At 68.9% G+C, this 16,735-nt stretch carries 11 protein-coding genes and 1 pseudogene; 3 read left to right on the plus strand and 9 right to left on the minus strand.

Annotation, left to right across the window (positions count from 1 at the left end; genetic code table 11):
* Positions 1-36: 36 nt before the first annotated feature.
* The 9 genes from fahA to ACFTWF_RS12805 all read right to left on the minus strand — a co-directional run bounded on the left by fahA (position 37) and on the right by ACFTWF_RS12805 (position 7,668).
* Positions 37-1,218, minus strand: coding sequence for a fumarylacetoacetase (gene fahA, locus ACFTWF_RS12765; RefSeq protein WP_378461573.1), 1,182 nt, complete (start codon positions 1,216-1,218; stop codon positions 37-39).
* Positions 1,215-2,072, minus strand: coding sequence for a hypothetical protein (locus tag ACFTWF_RS12770; protein WP_378461806.1), 858 nt, complete (start codon positions 2,070-2,072; stop codon positions 1,215-1,217). Before ACFTWF_RS12770 ends, fahA begins: the two co-directional genes overlap by 4 nt.
* Positions 2,073-2,074: 2 nt before the next feature.
* A complete protein-coding gene (locus ACFTWF_RS12775; protein WP_378461574.1) occupies positions 2,075-3,274 on the minus strand; it encodes a homogentisate 1,2-dioxygenase in 1,200 nt (399 codons plus the stop codon).
* A 99-nt stretch (positions 3,275-3,373) separates the two neighbouring features.
* A complete protein-coding gene (locus ACFTWF_RS12780) occupies positions 3,374-3,928 on the minus strand; it encodes a MarR family winged helix-turn-helix transcriptional regulator (protein ID WP_378461575.1) in 555 nt (184 codons plus the stop codon).
* A gap of 146 nt (positions 3,929-4,074) precedes the next feature.
* Positions 4,075-5,646 (minus strand): polyamine aminopropyltransferase, encoded by a 1,572-nt coding sequence (locus ACFTWF_RS12785; protein ID WP_378461576.1) that lies wholly within the window; start codon positions 5,644-5,646, stop codon positions 4,075-4,077.
* 4 nt (positions 5,647-5,650) lie between these two features.
* Positions 5,651-6,121, minus strand: a complete 471-nt coding sequence (locus ACFTWF_RS12790; RefSeq protein ID WP_378461577.1) for a DUF350 domain-containing protein — start codon at positions 6,119-6,121, stop codon at positions 5,651-5,653.
* A 28-nt stretch (positions 6,122-6,149) separates the two neighbouring features.
* Positions 6,150-6,563: a DUF4247 domain-containing protein gene (locus tag ACFTWF_RS12795; protein ID WP_378461578.1), complete on the minus strand. Its 414-nt coding sequence runs from the start codon at positions 6,561-6,563 to the stop codon at positions 6,150-6,152.
* On the minus strand, positions 6,551-7,075 hold the full coding sequence (locus ACFTWF_RS12800) for a DUF2617 family protein (protein ID WP_378461579.1): 525 nt from the start codon (positions 7,073-7,075) through the stop codon (positions 6,551-6,553). Before ACFTWF_RS12800 ends, ACFTWF_RS12795 begins: the two co-directional genes overlap by 13 nt.
* Positions 7,072-7,668, minus strand: a complete 597-nt coding sequence (locus tag ACFTWF_RS12805; protein WP_378461580.1) for a DUF4178 domain-containing protein — start codon at positions 7,666-7,668, stop codon at positions 7,072-7,074. Before ACFTWF_RS12805 ends, ACFTWF_RS12800 begins: the two co-directional genes overlap by 4 nt.
* A gap of 183 nt (positions 7,669-7,851) precedes the next feature.
* On the opposite strand from ACFTWF_RS12805, the gene ACFTWF_RS12810 reads away from it, so the two are divergent.
* From ACFTWF_RS12810 to ACFTWF_RS12820, 3 genes and pseudogenes are all read left to right on the plus strand, one after another.
* Positions 7,852-8,499, plus strand: coding sequence for an isochorismatase family protein (locus tag ACFTWF_RS12810; RefSeq protein WP_378461581.1), 648 nt, complete (start codon positions 7,852-7,854; stop codon positions 8,497-8,499).
* A 99-nt stretch (positions 8,500-8,598) separates the two neighbouring features.
* A pseudogene (locus tag ACFTWF_RS12815) lies at positions 8,599-15,674 on the plus strand (amino acid adenylation domain-containing protein).
* Complete coding sequence (locus tag ACFTWF_RS12820; RefSeq protein WP_378461582.1) at positions 15,671-16,735, plus strand: iron-siderophore ABC transporter substrate-binding protein; 1,065 nt, start codon at positions 15,671-15,673, stop codon at positions 16,733-16,735. The pseudogene ACFTWF_RS12815 and the gene ACFTWF_RS12820 overlap by 4 nt, the downstream one beginning before the upstream one ends.

A 16,735-nucleotide genomic window follows, 5' to 3' on the forward strand; every position in this document is an offset into this window, starting at 1 on the left:
GCCTACCACCCGTGAGTACTTGTTAACCGCGGGCGGTTAAGAAGTACTCACAGGGGGAGCAATGCGGGCTCGCACCTCACCGAAGCCGATGCGGGTGCCGTTCGCGCCCGGTGCGGTGGCGGAGATGGCGATCTCGTCGCCGTCCTCGAGGAACGTGCGCTTCTCGTCCCCGACGACGACAGGGTCCTGCCCACCCCAGGTCAGCTCGATGAACGCGCCGCGCTGGTCCTTTTCCGGACCGGAGATGGTGCCCGACGCGAACAGGTCGCCCGTGCTCGCGGCGGCGCCGTTGACCGTGGTGTGCGCGAGCATCTGCGCCGGCGACCAGTACATCTGCGCGTACGGCGGCCGGGACACGACGTGCCCGTTCCATTCGACGGCCAGGTCGATGTCCAGGCCCCACTTCTGCTCGCCGCGCAGGTACGGCAGCGGCTGCGGATCCTGCGTCGGAGTGTCGATGCGGGCAGCCTCGAGGGCGTCGAGGGGAACCACCCACGGCGAGATCGATGTCGCGAAACTCTTGCCGAGGAACGGGCCGAGCGGGACGTATTCCCAGGCCTGGATGTCGCGGGCGGACCAGTCGTTGACGACGACCGCACCGAACACGTAGTCGGCGAATTCGTCCGGGGCGATGGTCTCCCCCAGTTTCGTGGGGACGCCGACCAGGAAGCCCATCTCTGCCTCGATGTCGAGGCGGCGGGACGGCCCGAAGTCGGGGGCATCCTGGCCGGGGGCCTTGCGCTGCCCGCACGGCCGGACCACATCGGTGCCCGACACGATGACGGTGCTCGACCGCCCGTGGTAGCCGACCGGCAGGTGCTTCCAGTTCGGCATCAGCGGTTCGGAGTCGGGACGGAAGAGTCGCCCGAGGTTGGTGGCGTGATTCTCGGAGGCGTAGAAGTCGACGTAGTCGGCGACGGCCACGGGCAGGTGCATGGTCACCTCCGCCACCGCGAAGACCGCGGCATCGGCGATGTCGCCCTGGACGAGTGCGGTGATCTGCCTGCGGACCTCGGTCCAGCGCGCACGCCCCTGCGCCATGAAGGCATTGAGGGTGGGCTGCGCGAACACGGCGTCACCGAGTGCGGCGGCGAGATCCACGACGGAATCTCCCACCCGCACCCCGACCCGCGGGGCCGAACCGGGGGTCGAGAACACGCCGTACGGCAGGTTCTCCAACCCGAAGAGGGAATCGGCGGGGATGTCGAGGACGGTCATGCGTGGGCTCCTTGATCTGCGGAGGCGAGAACGGTATTCGGTACGAGGTGCAGCGCGACGAGATCCTCGAGGGGCTCGAGGATGCTGCACGTGCCGAACGATCGGAAGGCGGTGCGGACGGCGCCGACGACGTCGGCGGGAAGGTCGCCGAGTTCGCGGGCGATTCGTGCGCCGTCGCGCTCGGCGAGGACGGTGGCCACCCGGTCGGCACCGGCGCCGTCGAGGACGTACCGGGTGGCGAGGAGCACGTTGAGGAAACCGTGCTGCTCGAACCCGGTGTGCGGATCGGTGTTGCGCACGGCGTGGTGCAGTCCCGCCGTCGCCTTGAACGGGACACCCGACGCGATCACGCTGTGGAGAGCGGATCCGAGTTCGGTCTCGTCCGGGTAGGCTTCGGCGGCAACGCCTCCCGTCCGGAACTTGGCCGCGAAGGGTCCGCCGGTGAGGGCGGCGAGGAAGTCGGCCCGGCGTTCGCCGCGCGGCACCTCCACGAACACGTCGAGGCCGGCGGTCAGCGCCGCGACCGCATCCATCGCGGCGAAGAATTCCGCCGCGGACCGATAGGCCGGCACCGCGATCTCGAGTGCCACCGCCCTGGCACCGTCGATCTGCGCGAGGCGTTCGAGTGCGGGTTCGAGCGTGGCCGGGCCACCGGGCAGCGTGAGGCTGAGTTCGAGCGGACCGGACGCCAGTTCGTTCAGCCGGGCGCCCGGAAACACGAAGGGTCCGACCAGGTCTGCGTACCGCGCCGACCGATGCCGGGCATGCGCGGGCACGGCGTCGGGCAGGGGTGCGTTACCGGGCGGGAAGAGAGCGGCGTCGTCGCAGAGACCGGCGAACAGGGCGGGAATCACGGTCACGACTGCGGCCCCCGTCCCGCCCACGTCCACGCGTAGCCCGAGTCCTCGCAGGCCAGTGCGCCCTCGCCGAGTTCGAGCGGACGGAACGTGTCGACCATGACGGCCAGTTCGTCGAAGAACTCGGCCCCGATGCTGCGTTCGTACGCGCCGGGCTGCGGGCCGTGCGCATGACCGCCGGGATGGATCGAGATCGACCCCTGCCCGATACCGGAACCCTTGCGCGCCTCGTAGTCTCCGCCGACGTAGAACATGATCTCGTCGGAGTCGACGTTGGAGTGGTAGTACGGCACCGGAATCGACAGCGGATGGTAATCCACCTTGCGGGGCACGAAGTTGCAGATCACGAAGTTGTTGCCCTCGAACGCCTGATGTGCCGGCGGCGGCTGGTGCACACGGCCGGTGATGGGCTCGTAGTCGGAGATGTTGAACGTGTAGGGGTACAGGCACCCGTCCCAGCCCACGACGTCGAAGGGATGCTGCGGGTACACCATTCGTGTGCCGACGATCCCGTGCGACGTCCGGTGCTTGACGAGCACCTCGACGTCGGTGCCCTCGGCCTGCAGCGTGTCGGACGGGCCGTGCAGATCCCGCTCGCAGTAGGGCGCGTTCTCGAGCAGCTGACCGAACCGCGACAGGTAGCGTTTCGGCGGGACGATGTGACTGTTGGCCTCCATCGCGTAGGCGCGCAACGGTTCCGGGCCCTGCGGGATCCACCGGTGGGTGGTCGACATCGGAATCAGGACGTAGTCACCCTGCTTCGCCTCCAGCGCACCGAACACGGTTTCGACGGTGGCGGCACCGGATTCGACGTAGACCATCTCGTCGCCGATCGCGTTGCGGTACAGCGGCGACTCCTTGGCGGCGACCACGTAGGAGATGCGGACGTCCGCGTTGCCGAGGATCAGCCGGCGTCCGGTGACCACGTCGGTGTCGGCCCAGACCGTCTCCGGGAAGAGGTCGTGCAACTTCAGGTGGCGCGGCTTGAGCGGATGGTTGGGAGTCGTGCTCTGGTCGGGCACCTCCCACACCGTGGCGTCGACGATCGCCGACGGGATGTGGCGGTGGTACAGCAGCGAGGAGTCGGACGAGAACCCCTCTTCTCCCATCAGCTCCTCGAAGTAGAGCTGACCGTTGTCGTCGCGATGCTGCGTGTGCCGCTTGGGCGGGATGGTGCCCACGTGCCGATAGAACGCCATGACCGGCCTCCCTAGAAGTGCGTGTCCGTAGTAGTAAACACATTAACTAATTTACGGGCGTAATGGCAAGCACCGATTCCGACAGAGGCTCGAGCAGGGTCAGTTACGCCCGCGGACGTCGAACTGGCTGCGATTGGTGATCAACTTGTCCAGCAGCATGACGAGAATGCGCTGCTCCGGTTCGGTGAGAACACTCGCCCACGCGTGCTCGCGCTCGTTCTGCTCGCGGTAGATCTCACCGATCTCGCTCCGGCCCTTCTCCGTGAGTGACAACTGCACGGACCGGCCGTCCCGCTCGTCCGGGGTCCGTTCCATCAACCCCCCGCTGACCAGTGTCTTCGTCAGATTCGAGACGGCCGCCCTGCTCATACCGGTGAGTTTGGCCGCCGTCTTCGACTCGACGGGACCGGCCAGCCACGTCACGAACATCAGCCGGAACCCCGACCACGACAGTCCGCGCGGCCGGTGGATCGACGACTCCAGGTCGTACGTGACCACGTTGGACGCGCGGTTCAACGTCAGGAGGACCTGGGTGGCGAGTTCGTGCGTCGAGCCGTATTCCGTGCTCAGGCGCCTGTTCGCCAATTCGATGAACGACCAGAAGTCGAGACTGTCGGGCACCTGGACGGGCGCCGGCGCTGCGTCATCGGTCATGAGGGAACCCTATCGCGAGCAGGTGGCGGGCCCGGTGCCCGCCACCGTCATTTTAGTATATCTATGAACTAGTTGCGCTGACGCGCCCGTGAGTACTTGTTAACCGCCCGACGTTAATAAGTACTCACGGGTGGCGGAGCCGCACGTCAGCGCTCGTAGCCCTGCCGCATGTCGTCGACGATGCGCGGCCGGTCGAGCGTCGAGGGTTCGAGTTCGCGGCGGGGCCGGTCGCGCGGGAAGATCGCGGATGCGGCGAGGGTGGGTTCGTCGAGGAAGCGGAGTTCGGGGACGTCGAGGGGCAGGCGCAGGGCCGGCGGTTCGGGACCGCGCCGGGCAAGGACGTAACCCCAGTCCCCGAAGCTCGGCACCAGCACGTGGTACGGGGTGACGGCCAGACCCGCGGACGCGACGGTCGACGTGGTGCGCCAGAACGCGTCCGGCGTCGAGTAGGGGCTGCCGGACTGCACGACCATCAGTCCGCCGGGGTCGAGGGTGGCGGCGGCGAGGCCGTAGAACTCGGTGGAGTACAGACGTCCGAGCGCCGGGGTGTCCGGGTCGGGGAGGTCGACGATGACGGCGTCGAATCCCCGGTCGGGTGCATCGCGCAACCATCGGAAGGCGTCGTCGAGGACCACGTGCACGCGCGGGTCCTGCAATGCTCCCTTGTTCAGCCCGGACAGCCGCGTGTTCGCGAGTTCGACGACCGCGGGATCGAGTTCCACCTGCACGATCTCGTCGACCCCGGGCAGTCGCAGGACCTCTCGGGCGGCGAGGCCGTCGCCCCCGCCGAGGATCAGCACCCGCGTCGGGTCGTCCGCCATCGCGGGGTACACCAGCGATTCGGTGTACCGGTGTTCGTCGACGCTGGAGAACTGGAGGTCGCCGTCGAGGAAGAGCCGCACGTCTCCCCCGCGCTCGGTGACCACGATCTCCTGGTACTGCGATCGTTCCGCGGCGACCACGGGATCGGTGTAGAGCCTTTGCCGCGACGTGGTCTCTATGCCGTCGGCGCGCACCAGCAGCACGGCGATGCATGCGGCGGCGACGAGCAGTGCCACGACGGCGAGCACGCGGGTGCGCAGGCTCAGCTGCCACCGCAGCAGGATCAGCGCCACCACCGCGGCGGCGACGAGATTGACGATTCCGGTGATCGCGGCGCCGCGGATCATCCCGGCGATCGGCAGCAGGACGAACGGCCAGAGCAGGCCACCGACCAGGGCTCCCGCGTAGTCGGCGGCGTTCAGGTTGGCCAGCACCTTGCCGGTGCTCTCGGCGTCGGTGTCGCTGCGGCCCGATTGCAGCAGCGTCATCAGGAGCGGGACCTCGGCGCCGACCAGCACACCGATCAGGGCCGTGCCGAGCACCAGAACGAGTGCGCTGGAACCGAAGAACGTGAACGTTACGTACAGGGTCACCGCACTGAACCCGCCGACGAGACCGAGGACGATCTCGACGACCACGAACGACGCGGCGGCGGTGGAGAGCAGCGGTTTGGCGGCGAGGGCACCCACACCGAGTGCGGCCACGAAACCGGCGACGATCAGGGACGTCTGGGTGATCCCGCCGCCGGTCAGGCTGACCGACAATGTCAGCAGGGCCAGTTCGTAGATCAGTCCGCACGCGGCGCACGCGGCCACCGCGGCCAGCAGGAACGCCCGGGCCCGGGGCCCCAGGGCGCGGACGGTACGGGAATCGGACGCTATGGCAGGAGCATTCACGAGATCAGGTGAGCGCGGCGGCGTTCACGAGGCCGATGGCGAACAGGCTCGCGCCGACGGCCCACGCGGCACCGCACATCTGCGGGTTCCCGACCAGGCCGACGAGTTGCCCTGGCAGCAGCAGGTTCATCAGGCGCAGCGCGATCACCTGCAGCAGCACACCGAAGAGCCCGTAGACCGCGGAGTCGGCGAGTCCCTGGGCGAATCCGTCGGAACTGGTGAGGATGGCCGTGACCACGACGACGGCGAGGGCAAGGTGGTTCGATGCCAGCAGGATCGCCGCGTTGGGGTTCTTGTCGACGTACACCTGGTGCCGGAGATTGCCGGGGGTGGCGAGGTCGAGGACGGCGAATCCGACCCCGAGGACGGCAGCACCGACGACGAAATACGCCAGGGTGCCGAGCATGCCGACGGCGAGCAGTCCGACGTCGACGCTACCGATTTCCGTTGCTGCCGCCGTGTAGGTGGTGTTCACGTACTTCTCCCGACTCGAGGGTTCTGTGTCATTTCGCGCTCCCGGATCCGCCGCTCCCGCTGGCGCCGCCCGCCGGTGAACCGGGGTTGAAACCGGGCCCCAGATAAGCGAATCCACCGCTTCGGTAGCGGCCGTCGATGTCTTCGACTCGGACGAGACTGCCGCCACCCGGACCGGCGCTGACCGTAACGATGTCGTCGTCGTAGCGCAGGTATTCGCTGCCGCCGTCGGCCTTCCGCGCCGCCGGCTGCTCTTCGGCGACGATGTTCGAGACGGTCGTGCCCACCGGGTCTTTCGACGTGTAGGTCTTCGCATCGCCCGCGGTGTTCTGCAGGGCGTAGGTGTCGGCGATGTAGTCGCGGACGCCGCCGCCACACGCGGTCACGGCCGACACCAGGAGCAGCATCGGCACGAGTCTCCTGAACCGGTTCACGGCTGCCACCTGCTTCGCGTCTTCACGATCACCCCGCCCGCATCTCCCGCGGACGGATGGTCTCCCGGGTACAGATGCCAGGTCTGCCAGGACCATCCGCCGGGCTCGTCTCTTCGCGCCGTGAGCGCGGTCAGTGCAGTGTGGTCTCCGGGAAATACCCCGCAGATCCAGCCGTCCACCTCGGTGGCCTGACGGCGCAGCCAGTCGGCGGTCTGCTCGAGACGCGCACGGTCGACGACGTCGGTGGTCGAATCGAACCGGTACCCGTGCGCGCCGTCGGTTGCGGGCAGCGGTCGTCCGCCCGCCCGGACCGCGTCGCACGACACCTGCTCGGTGATCCGCCGCCCGGCGAGACGCGCCGTCACCGCGTGCGACGCACCGAGAACTCCCAACGTCACCGTGTCGTCGCCGGACGTGATGGTGAGTTCTGCCAGCGGGAGCGGTGTTTCGGCGTTCACGACGAGACCGAGCGCCTCCGCCGTCACATCGCGCGGTTCGACGCCGAGGACGTGCAGCGTCACTGCGCCGGGCCGGAATGGATGACTGTGAGTTCGCCGCGCGTGACGGCGCGGCCGGTGGAGACCTCCCACGACTGCGTCCGCGCCCAGCGTTCGAAGGACAGCAGACCCGACTTGTCGGCCGTCGCGTAGTCGGCGTAGTCGACGATGCCCTGCGGTGCGGTGCCGGTGGTGCCTTCGGCGGTGAACGAGGCCGTGCCCCGTTCGATCTGGCGGTGCACCCGGTCGTCGAGGATCACGTCACCGCCCGGTTCGAGTCCGGTGCCCTCGCGCCGCATCCACAGCGTCATGTCGAGGTTTCCCTCGTCGTTTTCGACGGTGAGCCACCGCTGACCGGTCGATCCGTCGAGGAGGTGCTCATGCCAGATGTATCCCTCTTCGTCGAGGGTGATGGTTCCGCGCACTACGTGATCGATTCCCGCGTACGTGACGATGTCGCCGACGCCGATCTTGTACGGGTCGTAGACCTCCGGGTAGTCGGCGAGCGGATCGACCCGGCCGGCAGGAGGTGCGTTCTTCCCGGCCCGATTCCGCAGGATCAGCACGATTCCCACGATTACGACGACGATCAGCAGCAGTAACAGCAGCGTGGTCAACAGTCTCTCCCGGTCGACGGCTTCGGCACGTGAGGCCGCGACAGGTCCCCACCGGTCAGTCACCTTACTGTGCGCCGCCCGCCCCCACACCTGGCGATTGCAGAGCCAGGTAGCAAAGGCTAGCCTAACCGAACGCGCGCACGGTGGGGCGGAGCGCGGATCAGACCGACAGTGAGGAACCATATGGCCATCCCGTCCATCTCGACCTACACGATCCCGGAGATGCACGAGGTCCCCGAATCGAAGGTGTCCTGGCGCCTCGACCCGCGGCGTTCCGCACTGCTGGTCCACGACATGCAGAACTACTTCATCGACGCGTACGACGTCCGGGCCGAACCGATGACGACCGCGTTGGCGAACATGGTCCGGATCCGCGAACTCTGCTCGCAAGCCGGGATTCCCGTGATCTACACGATGCAGCCGGGCGACCAGCACCCGTCGCGTCGCGGCATCCTCGCCGACTTCTGGGGCCCGGGACTGACGTCGGGTCGCGACACGGAGGTGGTCGAGCCGCTCGCCCCGCGCGAGGGCGACATCCAGGTGACCAAATGGCGGTATTCGGCCTTCCAGCGCACCGACCTGCGGCAGTTGCTCGGCCACCACGGCCGCGACCAGCTGATCGTCACCGGCGTCTACACGCACATGGGCTGCATGCTGAGCGCCGCCGAGGCGTTCATGTCGGATGTGCAGCCGTTCCTGGTCTCCGACGCGACCGCGGATTTCAGCCGCGACGAGCACCTCATGGCGCTCACCTACGCGTCGAAGCGCTGCGGTTCGGTGACCACCACGGACGCGCTGGCCTCGGCGCTCGCCCCGCTCGAGGTCGGCTGAGCAGGGTCACCACGGATCATGTGGTTAGGCTAACCTGACACGCTGAGTAGGCCGAAAGTCCCGAGCCCGAATGCCGAAAGCATCAGGAGTGCCTGTTAGATGTCCCTTTCGATCTCGTCGCCGTCCGCCCTGCCGACCGGGGCGGACACGGCCGCCGTCGGCCTGACCTCCGCCCAGCGCGAACTGTGGGCCGGGCACCACCTCGACCCGACAGGGGCGGCCTTCACCACGGCCGAGTACGTCGAGATCGGGGCCCCGGTCGACGTCGAGGCTCTCGCGGCGGCGGTGCGCACGGTGATCGAGGAGGCCGAGGTGCTCTCGGTCCGCTTCGTCGCCGAACCGGGTGCCGATTCGGCCGACGTCGCCCAGGTGCACGATCCGCTCCGCGCACCCGAAGTCGAACGCCTCGAATTCGGTATGGCTGCGGCCCTGGAGTGGATGCACGCGGACGTGCGGGCACCGCTCGATTTCGACTCCGCCGCTCCCCTCGTGCGGACGGCGGTGATCACGACCGAATCCGGTGCGCTCTGGTACCTTCGCGCTCCGCACGCGCTGCTCGACGCGTACGGGTATTCACTGCTCGCCCGGCGCGTGGCGGCGCTGTACGCCGCGCGGATCGCGGGCACGGAGCCACGGCCCGCGAAGTTTCCGTCGTTGCGGGCGCATGTGGAGGCGGCCAGGGATTTCGATGCCGCGACACCCGACATCGACGCGCCCCGAGACATCGGCCGGCCGGCCGGGTTCAGCGACACCGTGCGCAGGCCCGCGCCGGACCCGCATCGCTGCACGATCCCGATCGACCCCGGGACGGCGAAGAGCCTCCGTGACGCGGCGACGGCGCAGGCGACCACCTGGGCCGAAGCGGTCTATGCGACCGCGGCCGCATACCTGGGCGCCCACACGGGAACCGAGGAGATCCGGCTGCGCGTACCGGTGCTGGCACGACAGGGCATCGAGCTGACCTCGCCCGTGACGGCCACGAACATTGTGCCGCTCCGCATTACGCTGGGATCGCAGCCGACGTTCGCCGACGTCATCGACCGGGTGGCCGCAGCGCTGTCGGACGCGCGCCCGTTCCAGCGCGTCCGGGACGCCGGGGGCAGCGTCACCGGCGGACCGGTGGTGAACGTCAAACCGTTCGCCGCCGGAATCGCGTTCGGCCCCACCTTCGGCGTGGTGCACCAACTCGCCACCGGACCGGTCGAGGACGTGGTGATCTCCGTGTCGGGTGCCGGGGACGAGCTCACCCTCGAATGGGCCGGAAACCCCGAGGTGTACAGCGCGACCGAGATCCGGGATCACGCCCACCGCTTCGCGCACTACCTCCGAAACATCTCCACGGCGGCGGAACCCGTCTCGGCTGTCGACGTCTGCGCCCCCGACGAACAGCGGCTGTGGCGGTCGGCGGCCGGACTCGACCGGCCCACCGGTGCTGCACTGCCGGACGGCGACAGCATCGTCTCGGCCTTTCTCGCCCAGGCGCGCACCCACCCGGACCGCGTGGCGGTGAACGATCTGACGTACCGCGAACTGGCGCGCCGCACCGCCGCACTGGCGTCTCGGCTGAGGTCGGCCGGCGCCCGGCGCGGCACGGTGGTGGCCGTCAGCCTCCCCCGCGGCACCGACCTGATCGTCGCCGTCCTCGCGATCCTCCGCAGCGGCGCGACCTATCTGCCGATCGATCCGTCGTCGCCCGCCGAACGTGCCCGGTTCATCCTGCGGGATGCGCAGCCGTCGCTGGGCATGGGATCCGCCGATCTGCTCGGCGACCTTCCACTGATCGACGAGGACGCCGAACCGTCCGACGTCGGCGAACTCGCGAATGCGTTGCGCGCGAGCGACATCGCGTACATCATCTACACCTCTGGGTCCACCGGTGTGCCCAAGGGCGTCCCGATTCCGCACCGCAACGTGATGCGGCTGTTCGACGTGTCCCGCGAATGGTTCACGTTCACCGAGGACGACTGCTGGCCGCTGCTGCACTCGTATGCATTCGACTTCTCCGTCTGGGAGATCTGGGGCGCGCTGCTGCACGGCGGCCGTCTCGTCACGGTCGACGAGGCCACCCTGACGTCGCCGGCCGACCTCGCCGCGCTGCTCGTCGACGAGGGCGTCACCGTGCTGAACCAGACGCCGTCCGCGTTCGGGCATCTCGTCGACGCGCTCGTCCGCGCGGACTCCTTCGACCGGCTGCGACTGCGCTACGTCGTGTTCGGCGGTGAGGCCCTCGATCCCGCTGTGCTGCGCGCCTGGTTCGCCGCCGCCGACACGGTTGCGGGAGCCGAACTCGTCAACATGTACGGAATCACCGAGACCACCGTGCACGTCACCGCGACGAAGGTCACCGCGGCCGACGTCGTGGGCATCGGAGTTCCGCTCGGCGACCTGCGCACCTACGTTCTCGGCGCGGGGCTGCGCCCGGTCCCGCCCGGTGTCACCGGCGAGATCTACGTGTCCGGCCCCGGCCTGTCCCCCGGCTATCTCGGGCGTCCCGGCCTGACGTCGGGGCGATTCGTCGCCGACCCGTTCACGCCGGGCGGGACGCGTATGTACCGCACCGGCGACCTCGCACGCTATGACGCGGCGGGCGTTCTCCACTACCACGGCCGGATCGACGATCAGATCCAATTACGCGGGTACCGAGTCGAACTCGGCGAAATCACGGCCGCGATGACCGCGGTCGACGACGTGCAGGCGGCGGTGGCCACGGTGCACGAGCAGGCCGGCGGCGACCAGCGGATCGTCGGGTACGTCGTGCCCCGGCCGGGCGCGTCGCACGACACGGTCGAAGAACAGGTGCGGGCGCACGTCGTCCGGTCCCTTCCCGGATACATGACGCCGGCCGCACTGGTGCTGCTCGACCGGTTGCCGTTGACCCACAACGGGAAGGTCGACAAGGATGCGTTGCCCGCGCCGCGCTGGCTCGGGCAGGCCGGCGACGTCGCGCGCACCGACACCGAAGCCCGGATCCTGCCGTTGTTCACGTCGGTGCTCGGCGCCGAGCAGGTCGGCGTCCACGACGACTTCTTCGCGCTCGGCGGCAACTCCCTCCTCGCCGCCGCCCTCGTCTCCGCCATCACGGCGGAACTGGGTGTGCCGCTGCGGGTTGCGGCGGTGTTCGAGAATCCCACCGTGGCCGCAGTGGCCGCGCTCGTGGACGACGCCGGCGAACGGGTGTCGGCGGACAGGCCGATGCCCCGCGACCTTCCGGAGGGCACGCCGGTGCCGTTGTCGCCGGCGCAGGAACGCCTGTGGTTCCTCGACAGCGCGGCCGGCGGCGGAACGTACCTGCTGGCCCTGGCCGTCGACTTCGGCGACGGCCTCGAACCCGACGCCCTGTCCGCGGCGCTCGGCGACGTCGTGGCCCGGCACCAGTCGTTGCGTACGGTGTTCCCCCTCGTCGACGCGGTGCCGCACCAGGTCGTGCTTCCCGCCGAAGACGCGAAGGTCCGGCTCGAACGCGTCGACAACGTCGGCAACATCGAGGCACACATCGGTGCGATGACGACGGTGGGTCTCGGTCTCACCGACCAGCCGCCGCTGCGCGCGGTGCTGTACGCACCGCAGCACACCCTGGTGCTGTTGATGCACCACATCATCGGCGACGAATGGTCGCAGTCGAAGCTCCTCGACGACCTCGCCTTCGCCTACAACGCGCGCCGCGCGGGCCACGCCCCCGCGTTCGAGCCGCTGCCGCTGCAGTACCCGGATATCGCGGTGTGGCAACGCGACCGGATCGGCGAGGACACCGCCCTGCTGCGCGGCCAACTCGACTACTGGCGGACCCAACTCGCCGAACTGCCGCTCGAACTGGGCTGGCGCACCGACCGCCCCCGACCGGCGCTGCCCACCAATCGCGGCGCCACCGTGCGCCGCAGCCTCTCACCCGAATTGCACGCCGCCGTCGACCGGTTGGCCGGCGAGCGGCGCGCGAGCTTCTTCATGATCGTCCACGCCGCGGTGGCCGTGCTCCTCGAAAGGCTCGGGGCCGGTGAGGACATCGCCCTCGGCGTGCCCGTCGCCGGTCGCAGTCACCCCGACCTCGACGCGATGGTGGGCTGCTTCATCAACACGGTCGTCCTGCGCACCGACGTGTCGGGCGACCCGACGTTCGACGAACTGCTGGACCGGGTCCGGGCCGTCGACCTCGACGCCGTCGACCACGCCGACGTGCCGTTCAATCGCATCGTCGAACTCGTCAATCCCCCGCGGTCCTCGGCCCGCCACCCGCTGTTCCAGGTGATGCTCTCGCACTGGAAGCAGGACGGCGCGCAGGAACGATTCGACGGGACCACCGCCGCCGTGCGGATGCTCGACGCGACGAAAGCGAAATTCGATCTGGCGCTGCGTTTCCAGGAACGTCCGGACAGCGGCGGAGTCGACGTCACGTTCGAGTACTCCACCGAACTCTTCGACGCCGCGACGGTCGAATCGCTCGCCGACCGCCTCGCCGTGGTGATCGAGCGACTCGTCGAGAACCACGAGCAGCGGATCGGCCGGCTCGACATCCTGACCCCGCAGGAGCGGGGCCGGGTGCTCGGCGACTGGTCCCACGCGGAGCACTCCGTCCCGTTCCGCACGTTCGACGAGTACTTCTCCGAGCAGGTGGCGCAGACACCCGGCGCCGAGGCCCTCGCCGTCGGTGCGAGCGTGCGGCCCGCGGTCTCCCTCACCTACCGGCAGCTCGACGAACGGGCGAACCGGATTGCCCACCTGCTGATCTCGCGTGGCGCCGGGCCGGGTGACGTGGTCGCGCTCGCTCTCGACCGTTCCGCCGAGCTGATCGTCAGTGTTCTCGCGGTGCTCAAGAGCGGTGCCGCGTACCTCCCCGTCGACCCCACGTACCCGGCCGACCGGATCGCGCACATGCTCGCCGACGGGACCCCGGTCGCGATCGTCACCTCGTCCGTCGGTGTCCCAGACCAAACCCCGCTGGGTACCGGTGTGCCGCTGCTCGACCTCGACGATCCGGACGTGCAGGCCCGGCTCGACTCCCAGCCGGTCACCGCCCCCACGGACGCCGACCGGAGCCGGCCGCTGCGACTCGACGACGCCGCGTACCTCATCTACACGTCCGGTTCGACGGGCGTGCCGAAGGGCGTCGTGGTCCCGCACCGGGGCATCGCGGACCTGCTGTCGCTGCAGTCGGACGTGATCGGCATGGACCACACCACTCGTGCGCTGCACTTCTCGTCGATCAGCTTCGACCTCGCGTTCTGGCAGATCATGTGGGGGTTGCTGTCGGGTGGAACGCTGGTGGTCGCGACGGATGCCGACCGGGTTCCCGGGGAACCGCTCGCCCGCGTCATCACCGAACACGACGTGAACTTCGTCGGCGTGCCACCGTCGTTCGCCGCCGCGTTCCCTCCCGAGCACCCCATCCCGGACGGCGTCGACCTGATGCTCGGCGCCGAGAAGCTCACACCCCAGCTGATCGAGCGGTACGCACCCGGCCGCCGGCTGTTCAACGCGTACGGACCCACCGAGTGCACGGTCAACGCGACCCTGGCCCTCGTCGAACCGGGACACGAAGGCCCCGTGCCCATCGGCGTCGTCGATCCGGGCAAGCACGCCTACGTCCTCGACCAGGCGCTGCGGCCGGTGCCGCCGGGTGTGTCCGGCGAGCTGTATCTCGCCGGCGACAGCGTCACCCGCGGATATCGCAACCAGAGCCCCAAGACCGCGGAACGTTTCGTCGCCGACCCGTTCACGGGCCCGGGTGGTCGCATGTACCGGACGTCGGATGTCGTGTGGTGGGGCCGCGACGGCCAGATCTACTTCACCGGCCGAGCCGACTCCCAGGTCAAGGTGCGCGGATTCCGCATCGAGCTCAACGAGATCGAGGCCGTGCTGTCCGGCGACCCGGACGTCGAGCACATCGTCGTCGTGGTCCGCGAGGACCGTCCCGGCGATCAGCGGCTCGTCGCGTACGCCACGTCGGTGCCGGGCGGCCGGATCGACCCCGACCAGTTGCATCGTCGCGCCGCGAGCCGGTTGCCGGACTACATGATCCCGGCGGCGTTCATCGCCGTCGACGAGTTCCCCACCCTCCCCAACGGCAAGCTCGACCAGTCGTCGCTCCCCGTCCCGCACCTGTCGCTGCAGGTGTCCGAGCGGGGGCCGCGCACGGCCCGCGAGGAGGTGCTGTGCCAGCTGTTCGCGGAGGCCCTCGGGATCGAGCGGATCGGCATCGACGACAGCTTCTTCGACCTCGGCGGCCACTCGCTGATGGCGGCCGGCCTGATGAGCGCGATCTCGAGCCGGCTGTCGGTGAGCGCGACGGTCGCGTCGCTGTTCGCGGCACCCACGGTGGCGCAACTCGCCGACCGCCTCGACGACGACTCCGACGCCGACGCCCTGGCCGTTCTGCTGCCGTTCCGCACCGAGGGGTCCCGGCCGCCGGTGTTCTGCTTCCACCCCGCCGGTGGAATCAGCTGGGGCTATTCGGGTCTGCTGCGGCACATCGACGACGACTACCCGCTGTACGGCGTGCAGGCCTCCAACCTGTCGACGTCGACGCGGCCGCCGGAAACGCTGCAGGACATGGCCGCCGAATACATCGAGCACATGCGGACCGTGCAACCGACGGGCCCCTATCACCTCCTCGGATGGTCGCTGGGGGGCGTCGTCGCGCACGCCATCGCCGGCGCCCTGCAGAATCAGGGCGAGGAGCTGGGCATGCTCGTCCTGCTCGACTCCTTCCCGTCCGATGCGTGGGCGTCGATGCCGACGGAGCAGGACGCCCTCGCCGCGTTGCTCTACATGGTCGGCTACGATCCGGAACCGCTCATCGGGGAGGGATTGACCCGGCAGCAGGTCATCGACATCCTGCGCGGCGAGGGCAGCGCGCTCGCCGGGATCAACGAGCACACCCCGGCCGCGATGATCGACAACTTCGCGAACGCCGTGCGCCTCGAATCCGAACCCTCGCAGATCGTGGTGGACGCCGACATGCTGTTCTTCACCGCGGCCCGGAACCCCGCGACGTCCGCGACCTACGACCTGTGGCAGCCGTTCGTGACCGGCACGATCGTCAACCACGACCTCGACTGTGAGCACAAGGACATGACCCAGCCCCGCTGGATCGGGGAAGTCGGCACCGTCGTGAACGCGGCCCTCGCCGCATTCGGCTCACGCTCAGACCCCAACAAGTAAGAGAACAGGGAGATCGATGATAACGTCCGGAAGATACTGGCGTAGAGCCGGAATCGTGATGATGGCGGCAACCGCGTTGTTCGCCGGCGCCTGCAGCGAATCGACGTCCGACTCGACCGACGCGGCGGGATCCGCGACCGGACAGGCCGACGCGTCGGCCTTCCCCGTGTCGATTCCGTCGGCGCTCGGCACCGCCGAGATCACGGAGGCCCCGAAGCGGGTCGTCACGCTCGGCTGGGGCAGCGAGGACGCGGCACTGTCGCTCGGCGTCGTGCCCGTCGCCGTACAGAACATGAAGTCGGACACCGGAACCGACGACGGCCTGCTCCCGTGGTCGCGGGCGAAGCTCGAGGAACTCGACCCGAATGCGGAGCCCACGCTGCTGACGGCGTCGAGCAAGGAGATGCCGTACGAGCAGATCGCGGCACTCGACCCCGACGTGATCCTGGCCGTGCACTCGGGCGTCAACCAGGAACAGTTCGACAAGCTGTCGGCCATCGCCCCCACCGTGGCGTACCCGGAGCGTCGCTGGGCGACCAGCTGGGAAGACCAGATCACCACCGTCGGCAAGGCCCTCGGCCGGTCGGCTCAGGCCGAGGCCCTGGTCACGCAGACGCAGGACACCCTCGGGCAGACGAAGTCGCAGCACCCCGAGTTCGCCGGGAAGACGGTGGCTTTCGGTAGCGGCACCGAAGCGGGATCGTACAACTTCTACTTCGACACCGATCCTCGCCTGAAGATGCTCGCGAGCCTCGGTTTCACCGTCGATCCGCTCGCCCAGCAGTTGCGCGAGAGCAGCGACCAGACCAAGTTCGCGGCCCCGGTCAGCCTCGAACTGCTGCCGACGTACAACCCGGACGTCCTGCTCGCCTGGTACCTGTCACCCGAGCTGCAGAACGAGGTCCAGTCGAACCCGCTGTTCGCCGGGATGAAGGCCGTGCGCGAAAACTCCTACGTGGGTCTGACCGATCCGCCGCTGGTGTTCGCGTCGAGCTCGCCGAACGTGCTCAGCGTGCCGTGGCTGCTGGACAAGCTGCTCCCGCAGCTGTCGCAGGCCGCGAACAACGCTCAGGCCAGCTAG

The organism is Rhodococcus sp. NPDC056960, assembly GCF_042674125.1.
Classification (GTDB): Bacteria; Actinomycetota; Actinomycetes; order Mycobacteriales; family Mycobacteriaceae; genus Rhodococcus_F.

Excerpts from the sequence above, each read along its gene's own strand:
- fahA (WP_378461573.1), bottom strand. The coding sequence starts at position 1,218 with ATGACCGTCCTCGACATCCCCGCCGATTCCCTCTTCGGGTTGGAGAAC.
- ACFTWF_RS12775 (WP_378461574.1), bottom strand. The coding sequence starts at position 3,274 with ATGGCGTTCTATCGGCACGTGGGCACCATCCCGCCCAAGCGGCACACG.
- ACFTWF_RS12780 (WP_378461575.1), bottom strand. The coding sequence starts at position 3,928 with ATGACCGATGACGCAGCGCCGGCGCCCGTCCAGGTGCCCGACAGTCTC.
- ACFTWF_RS12810 (WP_378461581.1), top strand. The coding sequence starts at position 7,852 with ATGGCCATCCCGTCCATCTCGACCTACACGATCCCGGAGATGCACGAG.
- ACFTWF_RS12820 (WP_378461582.1), top strand. The coding sequence starts at position 15,671 with ATGATAACGTCCGGAAGATACTGGCGTAGAGCCGGAATCGTGATGATG.